A 16,465-nucleotide genomic window follows, 5' to 3' on the forward strand; every position below is an offset into this window, starting at 1 on the left:
GCGAGGCTCAGGCCTCGGAGACCGGCGCCACCTGCTTGGCCAGGTAGAGCTGCTCACCCAGGGTCTTGATGAGGTCGAGCTGGGTCTCCAGGTAGTCCACGTGGCCCTCCTCGTCCTCGAGGATGGTCTCGAACAGGCGCGCCGACGTGGTGTCGTTGACGGAGCGCATGTACTCGATGCCCTCGCGGAGCACCGTGACGGCGTCCACCTCCACCTGCAGGTCGGACTCGAACATCTCGGTGATGTTCTGGCCGATGCGCAGGGGCTCCAGGCGCTGGTAGTTGGGGAGACCGTCCAGCATCAGGATGCGGTCGGTGAGCACCTCGGCGTGCTTCATCTCGTCGATCGACTCGGCGCGGGTGTACTCCGCGAGCTTCGACCAGCCACGCGAGTCCTGCATCTTGGCGTGCAGGAAGTACTGGTTGATCGCGGTGAGCTCCCCCGTCAGCTGCTTGTTGAGGAACTCGATGACCTTGGGGTCACCCTTCATCTACGCCTCCACTGGGACATCGCACATGCGTGCCGGCGACCTGCCGGTAGCGAGGCTCGGGGGCGTCAGCCCGCCAGCTTCAGCAGCATTCTTTCACGCCGGGTCCCAGCATCGATGAGGTCGCAGATGCGATCGAGGCAGCTGCCACAACCAGTCCCCGCGTAGCAGCGCTCCCCGACCTCTTCCTCGGTGCTCGCCCCGTTCTCGATGACCAGCTCGACGTCGGTCTCAGTGACCGCGTGGCAGATGCAGACGAACATGGGCGTGGAGGTCCTTCCACCGAAGTTTAGGTATCCCTAACCTTACTCACGGCTCGGACGCTTTGGGAAGAGTCATTTCCCAGGTTTTGCCGTGCGCAACCGAAGATTTGTCGGTGCCCGGCGAGAACTTTGCGGTGGCAAGCCTCGACGCTTGGGACATCGCCGCCCATGATGAGAGGCTGAAGCTCAACACACCCGTCATGGCGGCGGGCTTCGTCGAGGTGAGGACAACGCATGATCTGGAAAGTTCTCGGGGTCCTGATCATCGTCTGGCTGGCGGTGACGCTGATCGGCGCGATCGTGAAGGGGCTGTTCTGGCTCGCCGTCATCGGCGGGCTGCTGTTCGTCGGCACCGCGGCCTACGCCGCCATCAAGGGCAACAACCAGCGCAGCATCCGGTAGTCGCCGGGATCGGCCGCGCTCAGGCTCGCAGGCGCATGCCCCGCGGGGTGGCGTGGAAGCCGGCGTTGCCCAGCACCGTGCCCAGCGCCGAGCCCAGCGCGTCCACCCCGTCGGTGCGCTCCACTGCCACCGAGCGCAGCCGCCCGTCGTGCACGGCCGCGGCGAGCTCACGAGCGGCCCGGTCCAGGGTGGCGGCATCGGCGGTGAAGCTGAGCAACGACTTGCCGCCTCGCTCCAGGTACAGCGCCGGCACTCCGTCCACCAGCACCACCAGCGCGCCCGCCTTGCGGCCGGGGCGGTGCCGGTTGCGCGCGGCGGCGCCGTCTCCGGGTGCGCGGGGGTCGGGCGCCTGCTCGGCGAGCACGGCCGGGGGCCACTCCAGCGCCGCCCCCCACGGCTGGGCCGGGTCGGTGGCGGCCAGCAGGGTGACGGTGGGCTCAGCGCGGGCGTCACGGTCGGCGGAGGCCACCGAGCGCAGCCGGTCGATGGCGCCGGGCACCGCGAACTGCGCCCCGCCCAGTCCCTCCACCACGTAGCCGCGCCGGCACCGCCCGGAGTCCTCCATGGCCCGCAGCACCTTGTAGACCCCGGAGAAGCCGCCGGTGATGCGCTCGGTGTCCACCGAACCGCGAGTGAGCACGCCGTGGCGCTCCAGGTAGGCCTCGGCTCGGGCGTGCGCACGCCGGGTGGGATCCGCTTCCCGCGGCACCGCTGCCGACCAGCGACCGGCCACCGTCGGGGGACCGGTGCGCGAGGGCATGGCCGGCCGTCCCGCGCGCATCCGGGCGTAGCGGCTGCGCGGGGCGGAGCGCCGCGCCTTGTGGGTGCCGCCGGCGCCCACCTGCGCGCGCACCGGGGCGAGGGTGTCGTTGGTGGCCAGCCCGGCCCACACCAGGTCCCACAGCGCGGTGACCACCTCGCTGTCCACCGGCAGCGGCTCACCGGCCTCCACCAGCGCGGCCCCCACCCGGTCGGTGAGCTGCCGGAAGAACAGGGCCCCGCCGTCGAGTGCCTGCAGCAGGTGGCGGTGCAGCGGTGAGTCGGGTGCCTGCTCGTCCACCTCGGGCAGCAGCAGGTCGGCCACGTCGGTGGGCGCCAGGGCGATCCAGCCGTCGCCGCCGGGCAGGCTGCCGCAGCCGGTCCAGGTGACCTCGCCAGAGGCGGTGAGCTCGTCCAGCAGGGCGGGGGAGTAGCCGGGCAGCCGCGCCGGCAGGATCAGCGACTCCAGCGCGCTGGCGGGCAGCGGCGCCCCGGCGAGCTGCTCCACCACGCCCAGCAGGTCGTCGGCGGTGGGCGCCCGGCGCCGCGGGGCCGCGCCGATGCCGTGCCACAGCGGCAGGAAGCGGCCCAGCGCCGCCGGCTCCACCGGCTCCACCTCCGCGCGCAGCCGGGCCAGCGAGGTGCGGCGGATGCGGCGCAGCACCTCGGCGTCGCAGTACTCCGTACCCGCGCCGTCCGGGCGCAGCTCGCCCCGCACCAGCCGCCCGGTGCCGGTGAGGCGGTCGAGCACCCCGACGACGACGGCGGTGCCCAAGCCGTAGCGCTGCGCCAGGGTGGCCGGGGCGAACGGGCCGTGGGTGCGGGCGTAGCGGGCGGTCAGCTCGGCCAGCGGGTCGGGGGTGGGCTCGGTGAACACCTCGGGCACCCCCACCGGCAGCGCGGTGCCGAGCGCGTCCCGGTACCGCCCGGCGTCCTCGATGGCGATGTAGCGCTGCTCGCCGGCGATGCGCACCAGCAGCGCCCGCCGGTCCTGCTCCAGCTGCTCCAGCCACTGCGGCGCCACCCCGCGCGCCAGCCCGTCGGCCACCGACAGGTCGCCGACGAAGCGCAGCAGGTCCGCGGCGCCCTCCACGTCGCGGGCGTGGCGGTCGGGGTCGGTGCGCTGCAGCTGCGCCTCGATCTCGGCCAGCGCCTCGGGGTCGAGCAGCTCGCGCACCGACTCCGAGCCGAGCAGCTCGCCGAGCAGGGTGGAGTCCAGGCTGAGCGCGGCGGCCCGGCGCTCGGCCAGCGGCGCGTCCAGCTCGTAGAGGAAGGTGCCCACGTAGCCGAACAGCAGGCTGCGGGCGAACGGCGACGGCGCCGGGGTGGTGACCTCCAGGACGCGCACCTTGCGGGCGGCGACGTCGGCCATCAGCTCGCGCAGCCCGGCCAGGTCGTAGACGTCCTGCACGCACTCGCGCATCGCCTCCAGCACCACCGGGAACGACTCGTAGGCGCTGGCCACCTCCAGCAGCTGGGCGGAGCGCTGGCGCTGCTGCCACAGCGGGCTGCGGCGGCCGGGGTTGCGCCGCGGCAGCAGCAGCGACCGGGCCGCGCACTCGCGGAACCGGGCGGCGAACAGCGCGGAGGAGCCCACCTCGGCGATCACCAGCTGCTCCACCTCGTCCGGGTCGAGCAGCACGTCCTCGGCGGTGACGAGCGGGTCCCCGCCGGAGTCGTCGAAGGCCTCCGGCAGGCGCAGCACGATACCGTCGTCGGCACTGGCCACCCGCGCGTCCACCCCGCGCCGCTCCCGCAGCCGGGCCGCCACGGCCAGCGCCCACGGCCCGTTGACCTGCGCGCCGAACGGCGAGTGCACCGCCACCTGCCAGTCGCCCAGCTCGTCGCGGAAGCGCTCCAGCACGATGGTGCGGTCGTCGGGCACCCCGCCGGTGGACTCCCGCTGCTCCGCCAGGTAGGCCAGCAGGTTGTCCACGGCCCACTCGTCCAGGCCGGCCTGGCGGGCGCGGGCACGGGCGGGCTCGGCGTCGGCGGCCACGATCTCGCGGACGAACGCGCCCAGGGCCCGACCCAGCTCCAGCGGGCGGCCGATGGACTCCCCGCGCCAGAACGGCATCCGGGCCGGCTGGCCGGGGGCGGGCACGGCGATCACCCGGTCGTGGGTGATGTCCTGCACCCGCCACGCGGTGGAGCCGAGCAGGAAGGTGTCACCCACCCGCGACTCGTAGACCATCTCCTCGTCCAGCTCGCCCACCCGGGTGCCCGACTCGCCCTCCGCGCCGCCCGGCGTCATCACGGTGAACAACCCGCGGTCGGGGATGGTGCCGCCGGAGGTGACGGCCAGGCGCTGGGCGCCGGGGCGTCCGCGCAGCTCGTCGGTCACCCGGTCCCAGGTGATGCGGGCCCGCAGCTCGCCGAACTGCTCGCTGGGGTAGCGCCCGGAGAGCATGTCCAGCACGGCCTGCAGCGCGGAGTCGGGCAGCGCGGCGAAGGGCGCCGCCCGGCGCACCACCGCGGCCAGCCCGGCCACCGTCCACGGCTCCAGCGCCACCATGGCCACCACCTGCTGCGCCAGCACGTCCAGGGGGTTGCGCGGGTAGCTGATCGCCTCGATCTGCCCGGCCGCCATCCGCTCGGCCACCACCGCGCAGGAGACCAGGTCGCCGCGGAACTTGGGGAACATGACGCCGGAGGACACCGCACCCACCTGGTGCCCGGCGCGACCGACCCGCTGCAGGCCCGAGGCCACGCTGGGCGGTGCCTCCACCTGGACCACCAGGTCGACCGCGCCCATGTCGATGCCCAGCTCCAACGAGGAGGTGGCCACCACGCAGGGCAGCCGTCCGGCCTTGAGGTCCTCCTCCACCAGGGTGCGCTGCTCCCGCGACATGGAGCCGTGGTGGGCCCGGGCGATCACCACCGGTGCCCCGTCGGTGGTGCCGGAGGCCCCCGGGGCCTCGGCGGGAAAGTGCTGGGCCGGGGCGGGCGCCTCGTCGCCCAGCAGCGCCGCAGCGACCGCGTCGGTGACCTCCAGCTGCTCGGCGGCCAGCTCGTTGAGCTTGGACGTCAGCCGCTCGGCCAGCCGCCGGGAGTTGCAGAAGACGATGGTGGAGCGGTGTGCCTGCACCAGCTCGAGCACCCGGGCCTCCACCGCCGGCCAGATGGAGGTGCGCCGCTCCGTCCCGGCCGCCGACCCCTCCACCTCCCCGGTGAGCTCACCGAGGTTGGCGAGGTCCTCCACCGGCACCTCGACGCGCACCTCCACGGTCTTGGGCGTGCGCGGCTGCACCACCTGCACCGGCCGGCCACCGCCGAGGAAGGCTGCGACCTCCTCCACCGGGCGCACCGTCGCGGAGAGTCCGATGCGCTGAGCCGGGGTCTCCAGCAGCTCGTCCAGGCGCTCCAGGGACAGGGCGAGGTGGGCGCCGCGCTTGGTGGCGGCCACCGAGTGCACCTCGTCGATGATCACCGTCTGCACCCCGCGCAGCGAGTCCCGCGCCGCGGAGGTGAGCAGCAGGAACAGCGACTCCGGGGTGGTCACCAGGATGTCCGGCGGGGTGCGGTTGAACGTGCGCCGCTCGCTGGCGGGGGTGTCGCCGCTGCGGGTTCCGACGGTGAGGTCGGGCACCGGCAGCCCGAGCCGCTGGGCCTCCTGGCGGATGCCGGTGAGCGGGGAGCGCAGGTTGCGCTGCACGTCCACCGCCAGCGCCTTCAGCGGTGACACGTAGAGCACCCGGCAGCGCAGCCTGGGGTCCTCCGGCGGCGGCTCGGCGGCCAGCCGGTCCAGCGCCCACAGGAACGCGGCGAGGGTCTTGCCGGATCCGGTGGGCGCGACCACCAGGGCGTGCTGGCCGGCCTGGGCGGCGGCCCAGGCGCCGGCCTGCGCGTCGGTCGGTGCGTCGAAGGCGCCGGTGAACCAGGCGCGGGTGGCCGGGGAGAAGCCCTGCAGGGCGGCCCTCGCGTCGTTCACCGGGTTGGTCACGCACCCATCATGGCGCGGGGGTCCGTCAGCCTTCGGCGGCAGGTTGGCTGACCTGCGTGGACCGGCGGCCGCGCGCGTGCTGGGTGCGCCGCCAGTAGAGGTAGGTGAACAGGCCGACGACCGTGGGCAGCAACCAGGTCGCCATCCGGTAGAGCAGCACCGCCGACACCAGCTCCGGCGTCGAGGAGACGGTGCCGAAGCCGTTGCCCAGGATCGTCAGCAGCGACCCCTCGGCCACCCCGAGGCCGCCAGGGCTGGGCATCAGCAACGAGATGAGGGCGGTGCCGGCGTAGGCGACCACGACGCGCGCCCAGGACACCTCCACCACCCCCTGCAGGTGCAGCGCGGCACCCAGGGCCAGGCAGTTGATCAGCTGGACGGAGGCGATGGCGACGGTGAGGGCGAGCCACCGCTGCCGCACCAGCTCGGCGGAGCCGACCCGCAGCTCGGCGACGCGACCGGGCAGGTCCGGGTGCTGCTGCCGGTGCAGCCGGCGGAGCACGGCGTTGACGACCGTGCCCACCAGCGATCCGACCCGGCGGGCGAAGGACTCGCTGCGCAGCACCTGCGCCAGCACCACCACGGCCAGTGCGACGACCACGAGGACCGCCGCAGCCACGACGGCGAACACCTGCGGCGAGCCGGGCTGGGTGGCGAGCACCGCGAGCGCGATGCCCCCGAGGGTGTAGCGGACCAGGCTGTTCCCCACGTCCACCACCAGCACGCTGCGGGCGATCTCGGCCAGCCGGAAGCCCCAGGAGCGCGTCATGGCGAAGGTGAGGCCGGTGGCCACCGCACCGCCCTCGGGCAGGGTGTTGGACACCGCCGTGCCCGCGGTGTTGGCGATGACGGCCTGGCGCAGGGTCTGCCCGGGCAGGGCGATCATCAGGGCAGGGGCGTTGGACAGCAGGAGCACCAGCCCCAGACTCACCAGCGCCACCACGTGCCAGGCCTGGATCAGGTCGAGGCTCGCGCTGTTGTCGGCCTCCGCGGACAGCTCGGTGACGATGGCCCAGAAGATCGCCGCCACGATGCCGTAGGTGAGCACCGCGCCGACGGCCTGGCGCAGCACGGTGCGGTGCCGCCGCGGGAAGCGCCACACCGAGTGCAGCGCCGTGTACCAGGCGTTCTCGTGCCACGCGGTGGCGCGCAGCCGGGCGACGTCGGAGCTGGTGGTCACCTTCTCCATGGTCCGGGAGCGCACCTTCCGCCGACCACCTAACGGTGTTAGGTTGGCCGCAGCGCAAGGCGACTGGACACGCAGAGGGGCTGGGGCAGCAATGGGACGGTTCGACGGACGAGTGGCGATCGTGAGCGGCGCGGGTCAGGGCATCGGAGCTGGCATCGCCGCCCGCCTGGCGTCGGAGGGGGCCGCGGTGGGGGTGCTCGACCTCAACGCCGACGCCGCCAGCTCCTCGGCGGAGGCCATCACCCTCGCCGGCGGCACGGCGGTGGGCATCGGCGCCGACGTCACCTCCGAGGAGGGCGTCAACGCCGCCGTCGACCAGGTGGTCCGCGAGCTGGGCGGGCTGGACATCGTGGTGAACAACGCCGGCATCACCCGCGACAACATGCTGTTCAAGATGAGCGTGGAGGACTTCGACCTGGTGCTGGCGGTGCACCTGCGCGGCACCTTCCTGCTCACCAAGGCCGCCCAGCGCCACCTGGTGGAGCAGCGCTACGGCCGCATCGTGAACCTGTCCAGCCGCTCGGCGCTGGGCAACCGAGGCCAGGCCAACTACGCCTCGGCCAAGGCCGGAGTCATCGCCTTCACCGCCACCGCCGCTCTCGAGCTCGGCCCCTTCGGGATCACCGTCAACGCGGTGGCCCCGGGCTACATCGCCACCGACATGACCGCGACCACCGCGCGGCGGCTGGGCATGGACCCCGAGGAGCACCAGAAGCTGGCCGCCGAGCAGATCCCGGTGCGCCGCGTGGGGACACCGGACGACATCGCCGCCGTGGTGGCGTTCTTCGCCAGCGAGGAGGCCGGCTACGTGAGCGGGCAGACGCTGCACGTCAACGGCGGGCAGCGCTGACCGACGGCGGCCCCACCCACCCCGCCTGACACACTCAGCCCCGTGCGCGTAGCGGTGGTGGCCGGCCCCGACCCGGGGCACGCGTTCCCGGCCATGGCGCTTTGCCTGCGCCTGCAGGCCGCCGGGGACGAGCCGGTGCTGTTCACCAGCCCCCGCTGGCAGGACGCCGCCGCCCACGCCGGCGTGCCGTGGCGGCGCCTGCCCGGCCTGGCGCCCCGCCCCGGCGACGACGACGCCGATCCCGGCCAGCGGATGCACGGCCGGGCGGCGTACATGTCCACCGTGCTGGTGCCCGAGCTGCACGCGCTGCGCCCGGACCTGGTGGTGGGTGACGTGCTCACCGCGGCGGGCGGGCTGGCCGCGGAACGTCTCGGCCTGCCGTGGGTGGAGCTCTGCCCGCACCCGCTGTACCTGCCCTCGTGCGGGCTGCCGCCGGTGGGCAGCGGCCTGGCGGTGGGCACCGGCGTCGGCGGCCGGGCGCGCGACGCCCTGCTGCGCGCGATGGCCGCCCGCTCCACCCGGAAGGGCCAGCGCCAGCGTGCCGCGGCCCGGGCCTCGGTGGGCCTGCCCGTGCGCGATCCCGGTCCGACGGCGCGGCTGGTGGCCACGCTGCCTGCGCTGGAGGTGCCCCGGCCCGACTGGCCGGAGCGCACCCACGTGGTGGGCCCGCTGCAGTGGGACCCGCAGGAGGCTGAGCTGGCGCTGCCGCCGGGGTCCGACCCGCTGGTGTTCCTCTCCCCGTCCACCGCCGAGGGCGGCACCCTGGGCGTGCTCGAGGCGGCGCTGGCCGGGCTGAGCGGAGTGCGCGTGGTGGCCACGGTCCTGGACCCGGACCCGACGCTGGAGGTGCCCGGCTGGGCGAGCGTGGGCACTGGCCGGCAGGACACCCTGCTGGCCGCGGCGAGCGTGGCGGTGATCGGCGGCGGGCACGGCATGCTGGCCAAGGCGCTGGCCGCGGGCGTGCCCACGGTGCTGGTGCCCGGTGGGGGCGACCAGTGGGAGCTGGCCAACCGGGCGGCCAGGCAGGGCAGCGCCGTCATCGTCCGTCCGCTGACGCCCGAGCGCCTGGCTGCCGCCGTGCAGCAGGTGCTGACCGAGCCCGCCCACGCCGCCGCCGCGCAGCGGGCCGCCCGCAGCCTCGACGAGGTGCGCGCCGACGCCGTCACCGTCTGCCGGGAGGCCGCGGCGTGCGGCCGCTGAGCCCGGGGTGCGCCGGGCGGCTGTCGACTTCTACGGTGACCGGATGCGACTGACAGAGTTCCGCGAGCTGGTCGCCCTGGAGTTCGGGCCGCAGCGCGGCGACATGCTGGTGGCCGACCACGTCCTGGGCGCCCTCGGTGGCCGCACCGCTGACCAGGCCATCGAGGCGGGGACGGATCCCCGTGAGGTGTGGCGCGCGCTGTGCGCGGAGATGGACGTCCCGCCCGAGCGCTGGTGATCTCGACGACCGTGGCGGCCCGTAGGGTGCTGCGGTCAGCTGACCGGGATCTCGAGGAGCGTGCGTGCCGAAGAAGAACGTCCGGGAGCGGGCCATCTCCGTTCCCATGCTGTGCGTGCTGGCGCTGTTGTCCGCGGTGGCGCCGCTGGCCACGGACATGTACCTGCCCGGGCTGCCGGAGGTCTCCGACGACCTCGGGGCGACCGCCAGCAGCGTGCAGCTGACCATCACCACGTTCCTCGCGGGTCTGGCCATCGGGCAGCTGGTGATCGGCCCGCTCTCCGACGGCATCGGCCGACGGCGGCTGCTCATCGGCGGTACCGCCCTCTGCGCGGTGGCAGGGGTGCTCTGCGCCACGGCACCCACGGTGGAGGTGCTGGTAGCCACCCGCTTCCTGCAGGGCTTCTCCGGCGCGGCCGGCATCGTGCTGGCCCGCGCGGTGATCGCCGACCGGGCCAGCGGCACCGCGGCGGCCAAGCTGTTCAGCGTCATGATGATCATCGGCGGCGTCGCCCCGGTGATGGCCCCGCTGGCCGGGGGTGCGCTGATCGGGCCGATCGGGTGGCGCGGGGTGTTCTGGGTGCTGACCGGGCTGGCGGTGGTGATGCTGGTCGGCGTGCTGCTCCTGGTGCCGGAGACCCTGCCCGCCGACCGCCGGCACGGCGCCGGGTTTGCCGCCCTCGCCCGCAACGCCCGCTACGTGCTCACCAACCGCCGCTTCCTGGGCTACACGCTGGTGTTCGCCAGCGGCTTCGGGGCCTTGTTCTCCTACATCTCGCAGTCCACGTTCGTGGTGCAGGACCTGCTCGGACTGTCGCCGGGCATGTTCTCGGTGGTGTTCGCCTGCAACGCCGCCGGCCTGGTGGGGGCCAACATCCTCAACACCCGGCTGATCGGCAGGGTGTCGCCGCGGCGGCTGCTCACCGGTGGCGTCGCCGCGCTGACCGCGGCCGGGGTGCTGCTGCTGGCCGTGGTGACCGTGGGTGGGTCGGCCCAGTGGGCGCTGCTGGGGGCGATGTTCTGCGTCACTGCCAGCATCGGCTTCATCTTCGGCAACGCCACCGCCCTGGCCCAGGCCCAGGTGCCGCGGGCAGCCGGGACCGGCTCCGCGGTGATGGGGGCGCTGCAGTTCACCGTGGGCGCGGCCGTGTCTCCGCTGGTCGGCATCGCCGGGCCGGACACCGCCGTGCCGATGGCGATCTCCATCCTGGTGATGGGCGTGGCGGCGACGACGGCGCTGCACACCCTGGCCCGCGCCGAGGACGGAAGTCCCGGTGCCGCAGGTCAGCCAGTGCCAGCACAGCACCGCGCGGCGCAGGCGCCGGAGGGTGCGCAGGCTGCTGCTGGGGTCGAGCACCCGTAGCTCCTTCCCGACGCGCCTCGTCCGGCGTGTCGAAAACCAGGTACCACACTCGAACACCTGTTCGTCTACGCTGGGGCACGTTCGGTTGAGGTTGTCCCCAGCGACGGGGCTCGTCCACAGCCGCGGACGATCCACCAAAACCGTCGGTGCCCGGTCCTACCGTTCACGCCGACCCGAACAGAGCACCAACGAGGAGACCCCGATGGCTCAAGCACCCGACCGCAACAAGGCGCTCGACCTGGCCCTGGCGCAGATCGACAAGAACTTCGGCAAGGGCTCGGTGATGCGTCTCGGTGACGAGGCCCGCGTGCCCATCGCCGTCATCCCCACCGGCTCCCTCGCGCTGGACGTCGCGCTCGGCATCGGCGGCCTGCCCCGTGGCCGGGTCATCGAGATCTACGGCCCGGAGTCCTCCGGCAAGACCACCGTCGCCCTGCACGCCGTGGCCCAGGCGCAGAAGGCCGGCGGCATCGCCGCCTTCGTCGACGCCGAGCACGCGCTCGACCCCGACTACGCGCAGAAGCTGGGCGTGGACACCGACGCGCTGCTGGTCTCCCAGCCCGACACCGGGGAGCAGGCCCTGGAGATCGCGGACATGCTGATCCGCTCCGGTGCGCTGGACATCCTGGTCATCGACTCCGTGGCGGCCCTGGTGCCCCGCGCCGAGATCGAGGGCGAGATGGGGGACAGCCACGTCGGCCTGCAGGCCCGGCTGATGAGCCAGGCCCTGCGCAAGATGACCGGCGCGATGAGCAACTCCGGCACCACGGTGATCTTCATCAACCAGCTGCGCGAGAAGATCGGCGTCATGTTCGGCTCGCCGGAGACCACCACCGGTGGCAAGGCGCTCAAGTTCTACGCCTCGGTCCGCATGGACATCCGGCGCATCGAGACCCTGAAGGACGGCACCGACGCCGTGGGCAACCGCACCCGCGTCAAGGTGGTCAAGAACAAGGTGGCCCCGCCCTTCAAGCAGGCGGAGTTCGACATCCTCTACGGCCACGGCATCAGCCGGGAGGGCTCGCTCGTCGACATGGGCGTCGAGCACGGCATCGTCCGCAAGTCGGGTGCTTGGTACACCTACGAGGGTGACCAGCTGGGTCAGGGCAAGGAGAACGCCCGCAAGTTCCTGCTGGAGAACCCCGACGTCGGCAACGACATCGAGAAGAGGGTCAAGGAGAAGCTCGGCATCGGCGCCGTGGTCACCGACGAGGTCGCCCCCGCACCGGTCGACTTCTGAGCACGGTGAGCACTGAGGAGGACGTCCGCGAGGCGTGCCTACAGCTGCTCACCGTCCGGCAGCGCAGCCGCGCCGAGCTCGAGCAGCGGCTGCGTCGCAAGGGCTTCGAGGACGACCAGATCGCACCGGTGCTGGACAAGCTCACCGAGGTCGAGCTGATCGACGACCAGGCGTTCGCCCGCACCTGGGTGCAGTCGCGGCACGAGTACTCCGGCAAGGGCAAGCGTGCGCTGGCCGCCGAGCTGCGGCTCAAGGGTGTGGCGGACTCCGTCGCCGCGGAGGCGCTGAGCCACGTCGACGAGGAGTCCGAGGAGCTGCGGGCGCGCGAGCTGGTGCGCAAGCGGCTGCGCACGCTCACGGTGGACGACACCGCTGCGGCCACCCGCAAGCTGGTGGGCATGCTCGCCCGCCGCGGGTACAGCCAGGGGCTGGCGTTCCGGGTGGTCTCCGACGAGCTCACCGCGGCAGGCGCAGCCACGGACGAGTACACCGAGGACAGTCCGTAGGCTTTTGCCCATGGGGCAACCGACGACCAACACCGACAAGCTCCCCGACGTCAGGGTCCCGCGGTGGGTGCCGCCGGTCCTGGTGCTGGGTCTGCTGGTCCTGTGGGTCCAGGTGGTGTGGGGTGGCCCGATCATCACCCTGGACGAGGCGGTGCAGCGCCACTTCGCCACCCGGCAGAACACCCTGTGGGCTGAGCTGGCGCAGGTCATCACCCACCTGGGCGACCCACCGGTGGCCATCTTCCTGCTGCTGCTCGGAGTCGCCGTGCTCTGCGGGCGACGCCAGTACTGGGTGCCGATGATCTTCGCGTGCAGCGCATCGTTGCTGCTGGTGGTGGCCGTGCTCTCGCTCAAGCACCTGGTCGGGCGCCCCGGCCTCGACGGGGAGTCGGGCGTGCTCTGGCCCTCCGGGCACACCACCACCGCCACCGTGGTCTACGGCGTCGTCGCGTGCCTGCTCGCCCCGCGCTGGCGACGGTCGGCGTGGGCGCTCGCCGTCGGAGTGCCGGCGCTGGTCGGGGTGTCGTTGGTGGTGCGTGACTTCCACTGGGTGGCCGACGTGCTCGCCGGCTGGCTGCTGGGACCGCTGCTGATCATCGCCGCCGCGGCCCTCACCCGGGCCTGGGTGCGGGCGGTTCCCACCACTGGCCAGCTGGCTGCAGCCGTGGAGCCAACCGCCGACGTGTCCGGTGCGCCGCGCCACGCTGATGCCCCGGCGCGGCGCTGAGCGGCTACCAGCCACACCCCCCTGCGGCTACCTGCCGGTGGAGCGTCCGAGGCCGCCCAGCTGTAGCCGCACCACCGCGAGCTCGGCGGTGGTGCTCCCGGTGGGCGCCAGGACCTTCGGGTGCCGCCGTCCGCGCCAGCCGAGCACCAGGTGCCCGTGCCACGGCACCGGCACCGCCCGGTCGTCGACCACCACGGTGCGCACCTCGCGCGCGGCCCGCAGCAGCGCCCACCGCACCCGCCGCCCTCGTCCCGCGGCCACGGCACCCGACTCGACCACCACCACGGGACCGCCCAGCACGTCGGTCGGGGGGCGCTCGGCCAGCGTGTCGGCGGAGGCAGCCGCGTGGTGCGCGGCCAGCGGCACCCACTGTGGGTCTGCTCGCCGCAGCACCTGGACCTGGCGCTGCAGCGCCCCGGTGGCACCACCTGTCACGAAGACCGTGACCGCCAGGTCGCCGGCGGTGGTCAGGGCCACGGCGACCCAGTCGCGATCAGGACCCGCCGGACGGGCGTCTGGCGCACGGTCGTCCGCCCGTCCCCGCGCCAGCAGCCGCACGCTGTGCTCGTACAGCTCCCCGTGCTCGAACGGCTCCCCGGGCTGGAACGGCTCCCCGGGCTCCAACCACTCACCGTCTGCCATGCCGGCAGCCTGCCCGCTGAGCCAGGGTCAGGCGTCGGCGCCGGCGGGTGCGGCCTCGGGGGTGGTGCTGGTGGTGCGGGACACCCGGCGCTGCACCAGCTCGGCCAGCTTGCTCAGCGCGTAGTTGATGAGGATGAACATGACGCCGATGACCAGGTAGGTCTGCAGCGGGTTGTTCAGGTTCTGGATCAGCAGCCCGCCCTGCTTGAGCAGCTCGATGTAGCCGCCCAGCACCGCGATGAGCGAGGTGTCCTTGAGCACCACCACCACCTGGCTGATCAGCGCCGGCAGCATCACCCGGAACGCCTGGGGCAGCAGCACCAGTCGCAGCGTCTGGCCGTTGGTCAGCCCGATCGCCTCGGCCGCCTCGCGCTGGCCCTTGGGCAGCGACACCACGCCGGAGCGGATGATCTCGGCGAAGATCACCGCGTTGTAGGCCGTCAGGCCGATCACCAGGAACCACAGCAGCTCACCGCCGGGCCAGGAGGACACGTCCAGGCCGATCTCGGGCAGCAGCTTGGAGGTGAGGTAGATCGTGATGATCACCGGCAGGCCGCGGAACAGCTCCACCAGCGCGATCAGCGGGATGCGGGTGACCTTGCCGGCTGACAGCCGGGCCACGCCGATGATGGTGCCCACCACCAGCGACAGCACGATGGCCAGCGCGGCGGCCTTGAGGGTGTTGGCCAGGCCCTGGCCGAGCAAGTTCCACACGTCGGGGAAGTCGGCGTTGGTGGGGTCGAGCAGCGGGGCCCACTTGTCGGACTCGAACTGGCCGTTGTCGGCCAGCCGCAGCCCCGCCAGCGCCAGCAGCGCCGCGATGGCGACGGCGGCCAGCACGCTGAAGATCAGCACGCGGCGCCGGGTGCGGGGCCCGGGGACGTCGAAGAGGACCGCGCTGCCGGTGGGCGCGGTACGACTCAGGAGTTTGCTCATCGGGCGATCGCCACCTTGCGCTCGAGGACCTGCAGCAGCACGCCGGAGGGAATGGTGATGATGAGGTAGCCGATGGCGACACCGACGAACACCGGCAGCGCCGCGTAACCCTGGGCGCTGGTCAGGCTGGCGCCCACGCTCCACAGGTCACCGGCGACGCCGAGGGCACCGACCACGGCCGAGTTCTTGAACATCGCGATGATGACGCTGCCCAGCGGAGGCACCACGCTGCGCAGCGCCTGGGGCAGCACCACCAGCGCCAGCACCTGGCTGAAGCCCAGCCCGATGGAGCGGGCAGCCTCGGCCTGCCCCGGCGGAACGGAGTTCACCCCGCTGCGCACCGCCTCGCAGACGAACGCCGAGGTGTAGAGCACCAGGCCGATGAGGCCGAAGGTGAAGTAGCTGGCGTTCACGCCCAGCTCGGGCATGCCGAAGGCGATGAAGAACAGCACCACGGTCAGCGGGGTGTTGCGGAAGATGGTGACGTAGGCGGTGCCGAACCAGCGCAGCGTGGGAACCGGGGAGACCCGGAAGGACGCCAGCACGGTGCCGAGCACCAACGAGCCGACCATGGCGAGCATGCAGATCAGGAACGACTTCTGCAGCCCCGACCAGTACAGGTCGAGGTTGTCGGTGATCGCGTTCACGCGCGGGTGCCTCCAGGCGGTGCGGAGCTGGTCATCAGGAGCAGGGGGAGAGCCTCGGTGCGGGCCACGTGCGAGCGGCCCGCACCGAGACGACCAGCTAGCTGCAGGCGGCCAGCGCGGGCAGCTCGGGGGTCTGGGCGCCCTCGACCTCGCCGGCGGTGTCCTTCCACGCCTTCTCGTAGGCGCCGGACTCCTTGGCCTTGGTCAGCTGCTCGTGGATGAACTGGCAGAACGGGACGTCGCCCTTGGCGATGCCGATGCCGTACGGCTCCTGGGTGAACTGCTCACCGGTGAGCTTGAAGTCGTCCTTGGCGCCGGCGACGAAGCCCAGCAGGATGACGTTGTCGGTGGTGACAGCCTGCACCTGGCCGGTGCGGAGAGCGTCGGCGCACTTGGAGTACACGTCGAAGAGGACCACCTGGTTGGGGTTGGCCACGTACTTCTTGATGTTCTCGCCAGGGGTGGAGCCGGTGACCGAGCAAACCTTGGCGTCGGGGTTGGTCTTCAGCGAGTCCGGGCCGATGATCGTGGTGTCGTCCTTGTCCACCATCAGCTGCTGGCCGGCGACGTAGTACGGGCCCGCGAAGGAGACGCGCTCCTTGCGCTTGTCGTTGATGGTGTACGTGGCCACCACCATGTCGACCTTCTTGGTCTCGATGAGCTCCTCGCGGCGGGCCGACGGAGCCTCGGTGAACTCGATGGCGTCGGGCTGCAGGCCCAGCCCGGCGGCGACGATCTGCGCCATCTGCACGTCGAAGCCCTCGTACTTGCCCGACAGCCCCTGCTTGCCGAAGCCGGGCTGGTCGAACTTGATGCCGACCCGCAGCTTGCCCGAGCTGGCCACGCTCGCCATGGTGGTGCCCTCGGCGAAGGTGGGCTTGTCGGCCACCGGCGCCGCGCTCTCGTCACTGCTGCTGCTGCCGCAGGCAGTCATCACCAGGGTGAGCAGCGTGGCACCTGCCGCTGCCTTGATCACTCGACGTCGCATGGTGTTCCCGTTTCTGCTCGTCCGCGATTCGCGGTGGGTGTCGCTCGCCAGGGGTCCTGGTGGCGGTCTGGGGTGCGGAGGCCGG

General features: G+C 72.7%; 16 protein-coding genes. 8 read left to right on the forward strand and 8 right to left on the reverse strand.

What is annotated here, in order from left to right:
- Positions 1-7: 7 nt before the first annotated feature.
- Both bfr and AC3YO9_RS16235 read right to left on the reverse strand, forming a co-directional pair.
- A complete protein-coding gene (gene bfr, locus AC3YO9_RS16230) occupies positions 8-490 on the reverse strand; it encodes a bacterioferritin (RefSeq protein WP_127782408.1) in 483 nt (160 codons plus the stop codon).
- A gap of 65 nt (positions 491-555) precedes the next feature.
- On the reverse strand, positions 556-750 hold the full coding sequence (locus AC3YO9_RS16235; RefSeq protein ID WP_127782409.1) for a (2Fe-2S)-binding protein: 195 nt from the start codon (positions 748-750) through the stop codon (positions 556-558).
- A 234-nt stretch (positions 751-984) separates the two neighbouring features.
- Between AC3YO9_RS16235 and AC3YO9_RS16240 the strand changes: the two genes are divergently transcribed.
- Positions 985-1,152 (forward strand): hypothetical protein, encoded by a 168-nt coding sequence (locus AC3YO9_RS16240; RefSeq protein WP_164860584.1) that lies wholly within the window; start codon positions 985-987, stop codon positions 1,150-1,152.
- Positions 1,153-1,171: 19 nt separating this feature from the next.
- Here the strand turns inward: AC3YO9_RS16240 and AC3YO9_RS16245 are convergent, their stop codons facing one another.
- Together AC3YO9_RS16245 and AC3YO9_RS16250 are read right to left on the reverse strand one after the other, a co-directional pair.
- Positions 1,172-5,842, reverse strand: coding sequence for an ATP-dependent helicase (locus AC3YO9_RS16245; RefSeq protein ID WP_489984088.1), 4,671 nt, complete (start codon positions 5,840-5,842; stop codon positions 1,172-1,174).
- 37 nt (positions 5,843-5,879) lie between these two features.
- Positions 5,880-7,043, reverse strand: coding sequence for a lysylphosphatidylglycerol synthase transmembrane domain-containing protein (locus AC3YO9_RS16250; RefSeq protein WP_489983898.1), 1,164 nt, complete (start codon positions 7,041-7,043; stop codon positions 5,880-5,882).
- Positions 7,044-7,134: 91 nt separating this feature from the next.
- On the opposite strand from AC3YO9_RS16250, the gene fabG reads away from it, so the two are divergent.
- From fabG to AC3YO9_RS16285, 7 genes are all read left to right on the forward strand, one after another.
- Positions 7,135-7,893: a 3-oxoacyl-ACP reductase FabG gene (fabG, locus tag AC3YO9_RS16255; protein ID WP_489983899.1), complete on the forward strand. Its 759-nt coding sequence runs from the start codon at positions 7,135-7,137 to the stop codon at positions 7,891-7,893.
- Between the two features lie 42 nt (positions 7,894-7,935).
- The gene (locus AC3YO9_RS16260; RefSeq protein WP_489983900.1) at positions 7,936-9,093 is read left to right on the forward strand and encodes a glycosyltransferase; all 1,158 of its coding nucleotides are present in this window, start codon (positions 7,936-7,938) and stop codon (positions 9,091-9,093) included.
- Positions 9,094-9,136: 43 nt separating this feature from the next.
- Entirely contained in the window at positions 9,137-9,331 is a 195-nt protein-coding gene (locus AC3YO9_RS16265; RefSeq protein WP_127782414.1) for a DUF3046 domain-containing protein, read from the forward strand.
- 106 nt (positions 9,332-9,437) lie between these two features.
- Positions 9,438-10,694, forward strand: a complete 1,257-nt coding sequence (locus AC3YO9_RS16270) for a multidrug effflux MFS transporter (protein ID WP_489984089.1) — start codon at positions 9,438-9,440, stop codon at positions 10,692-10,694.
- A 202-nt stretch (positions 10,695-10,896) separates the two neighbouring features.
- Positions 10,897-11,934 (forward strand): recombinase RecA, encoded by a 1,038-nt coding sequence (gene recA / locus AC3YO9_RS16275; RefSeq protein ID WP_127782415.1) that lies wholly within the window; start codon positions 10,897-10,899, stop codon positions 11,932-11,934.
- A 5-nt stretch (positions 11,935-11,939) separates the two neighbouring features.
- Positions 11,940-12,440 carry a regulatory protein RecX gene (locus AC3YO9_RS16280; protein ID WP_489983901.1) on the forward strand — a complete coding sequence of 167 codons (501 nt, stop codon included), beginning with the start codon at positions 11,940-11,942 and terminating at the stop codon, positions 12,438-12,440.
- A gap of 10 nt (positions 12,441-12,450) precedes the next feature.
- The gene (locus tag AC3YO9_RS16285) at positions 12,451-13,167 is read left to right on the forward strand and encodes a phosphatase PAP2 family protein (protein ID WP_489983902.1); all 717 of its coding nucleotides are present in this window, start codon (positions 12,451-12,453) and stop codon (positions 13,165-13,167) included.
- Positions 13,168-13,194: 27 nt separating this feature from the next.
- On the opposite strand, the gene AC3YO9_RS16290 is transcribed toward AC3YO9_RS16285, so the two are convergent.
- From AC3YO9_RS16290 to AC3YO9_RS16305, 4 genes are all read right to left on the reverse strand, one after another.
- Complete coding sequence (locus tag AC3YO9_RS16290) at positions 13,195-13,809, reverse strand: hypothetical protein (RefSeq protein WP_489983903.1); 615 nt, start codon at positions 13,807-13,809, stop codon at positions 13,195-13,197.
- 27 nt (positions 13,810-13,836) lie between these two features.
- On the reverse strand, positions 13,837-14,745 hold the full coding sequence (locus AC3YO9_RS16295) for an amino acid ABC transporter permease (RefSeq protein ID WP_127782419.1): 909 nt from the start codon (positions 14,743-14,745) through the stop codon (positions 13,837-13,839).
- A complete protein-coding gene (locus tag AC3YO9_RS16300) occupies positions 14,742-15,392 on the reverse strand; it encodes an amino acid ABC transporter permease (protein ID WP_127782420.1) in 651 nt (216 codons plus the stop codon). The genes AC3YO9_RS16295 and AC3YO9_RS16300 overlap by 4 nt, the downstream gene beginning before the upstream one ends.
- A gap of 97 nt (positions 15,393-15,489) precedes the next feature.
- Complete coding sequence (locus AC3YO9_RS16305) at positions 15,490-16,380, reverse strand: glutamate ABC transporter substrate-binding protein (RefSeq protein ID WP_489983904.1); 891 nt, start codon at positions 16,378-16,380, stop codon at positions 15,490-15,492.
- Positions 16,381-16,465: the final 85 nt, after the last annotated feature.

The organism is Rhodococcus sp. Z6_132 (genome assembly GCF_058133635.1).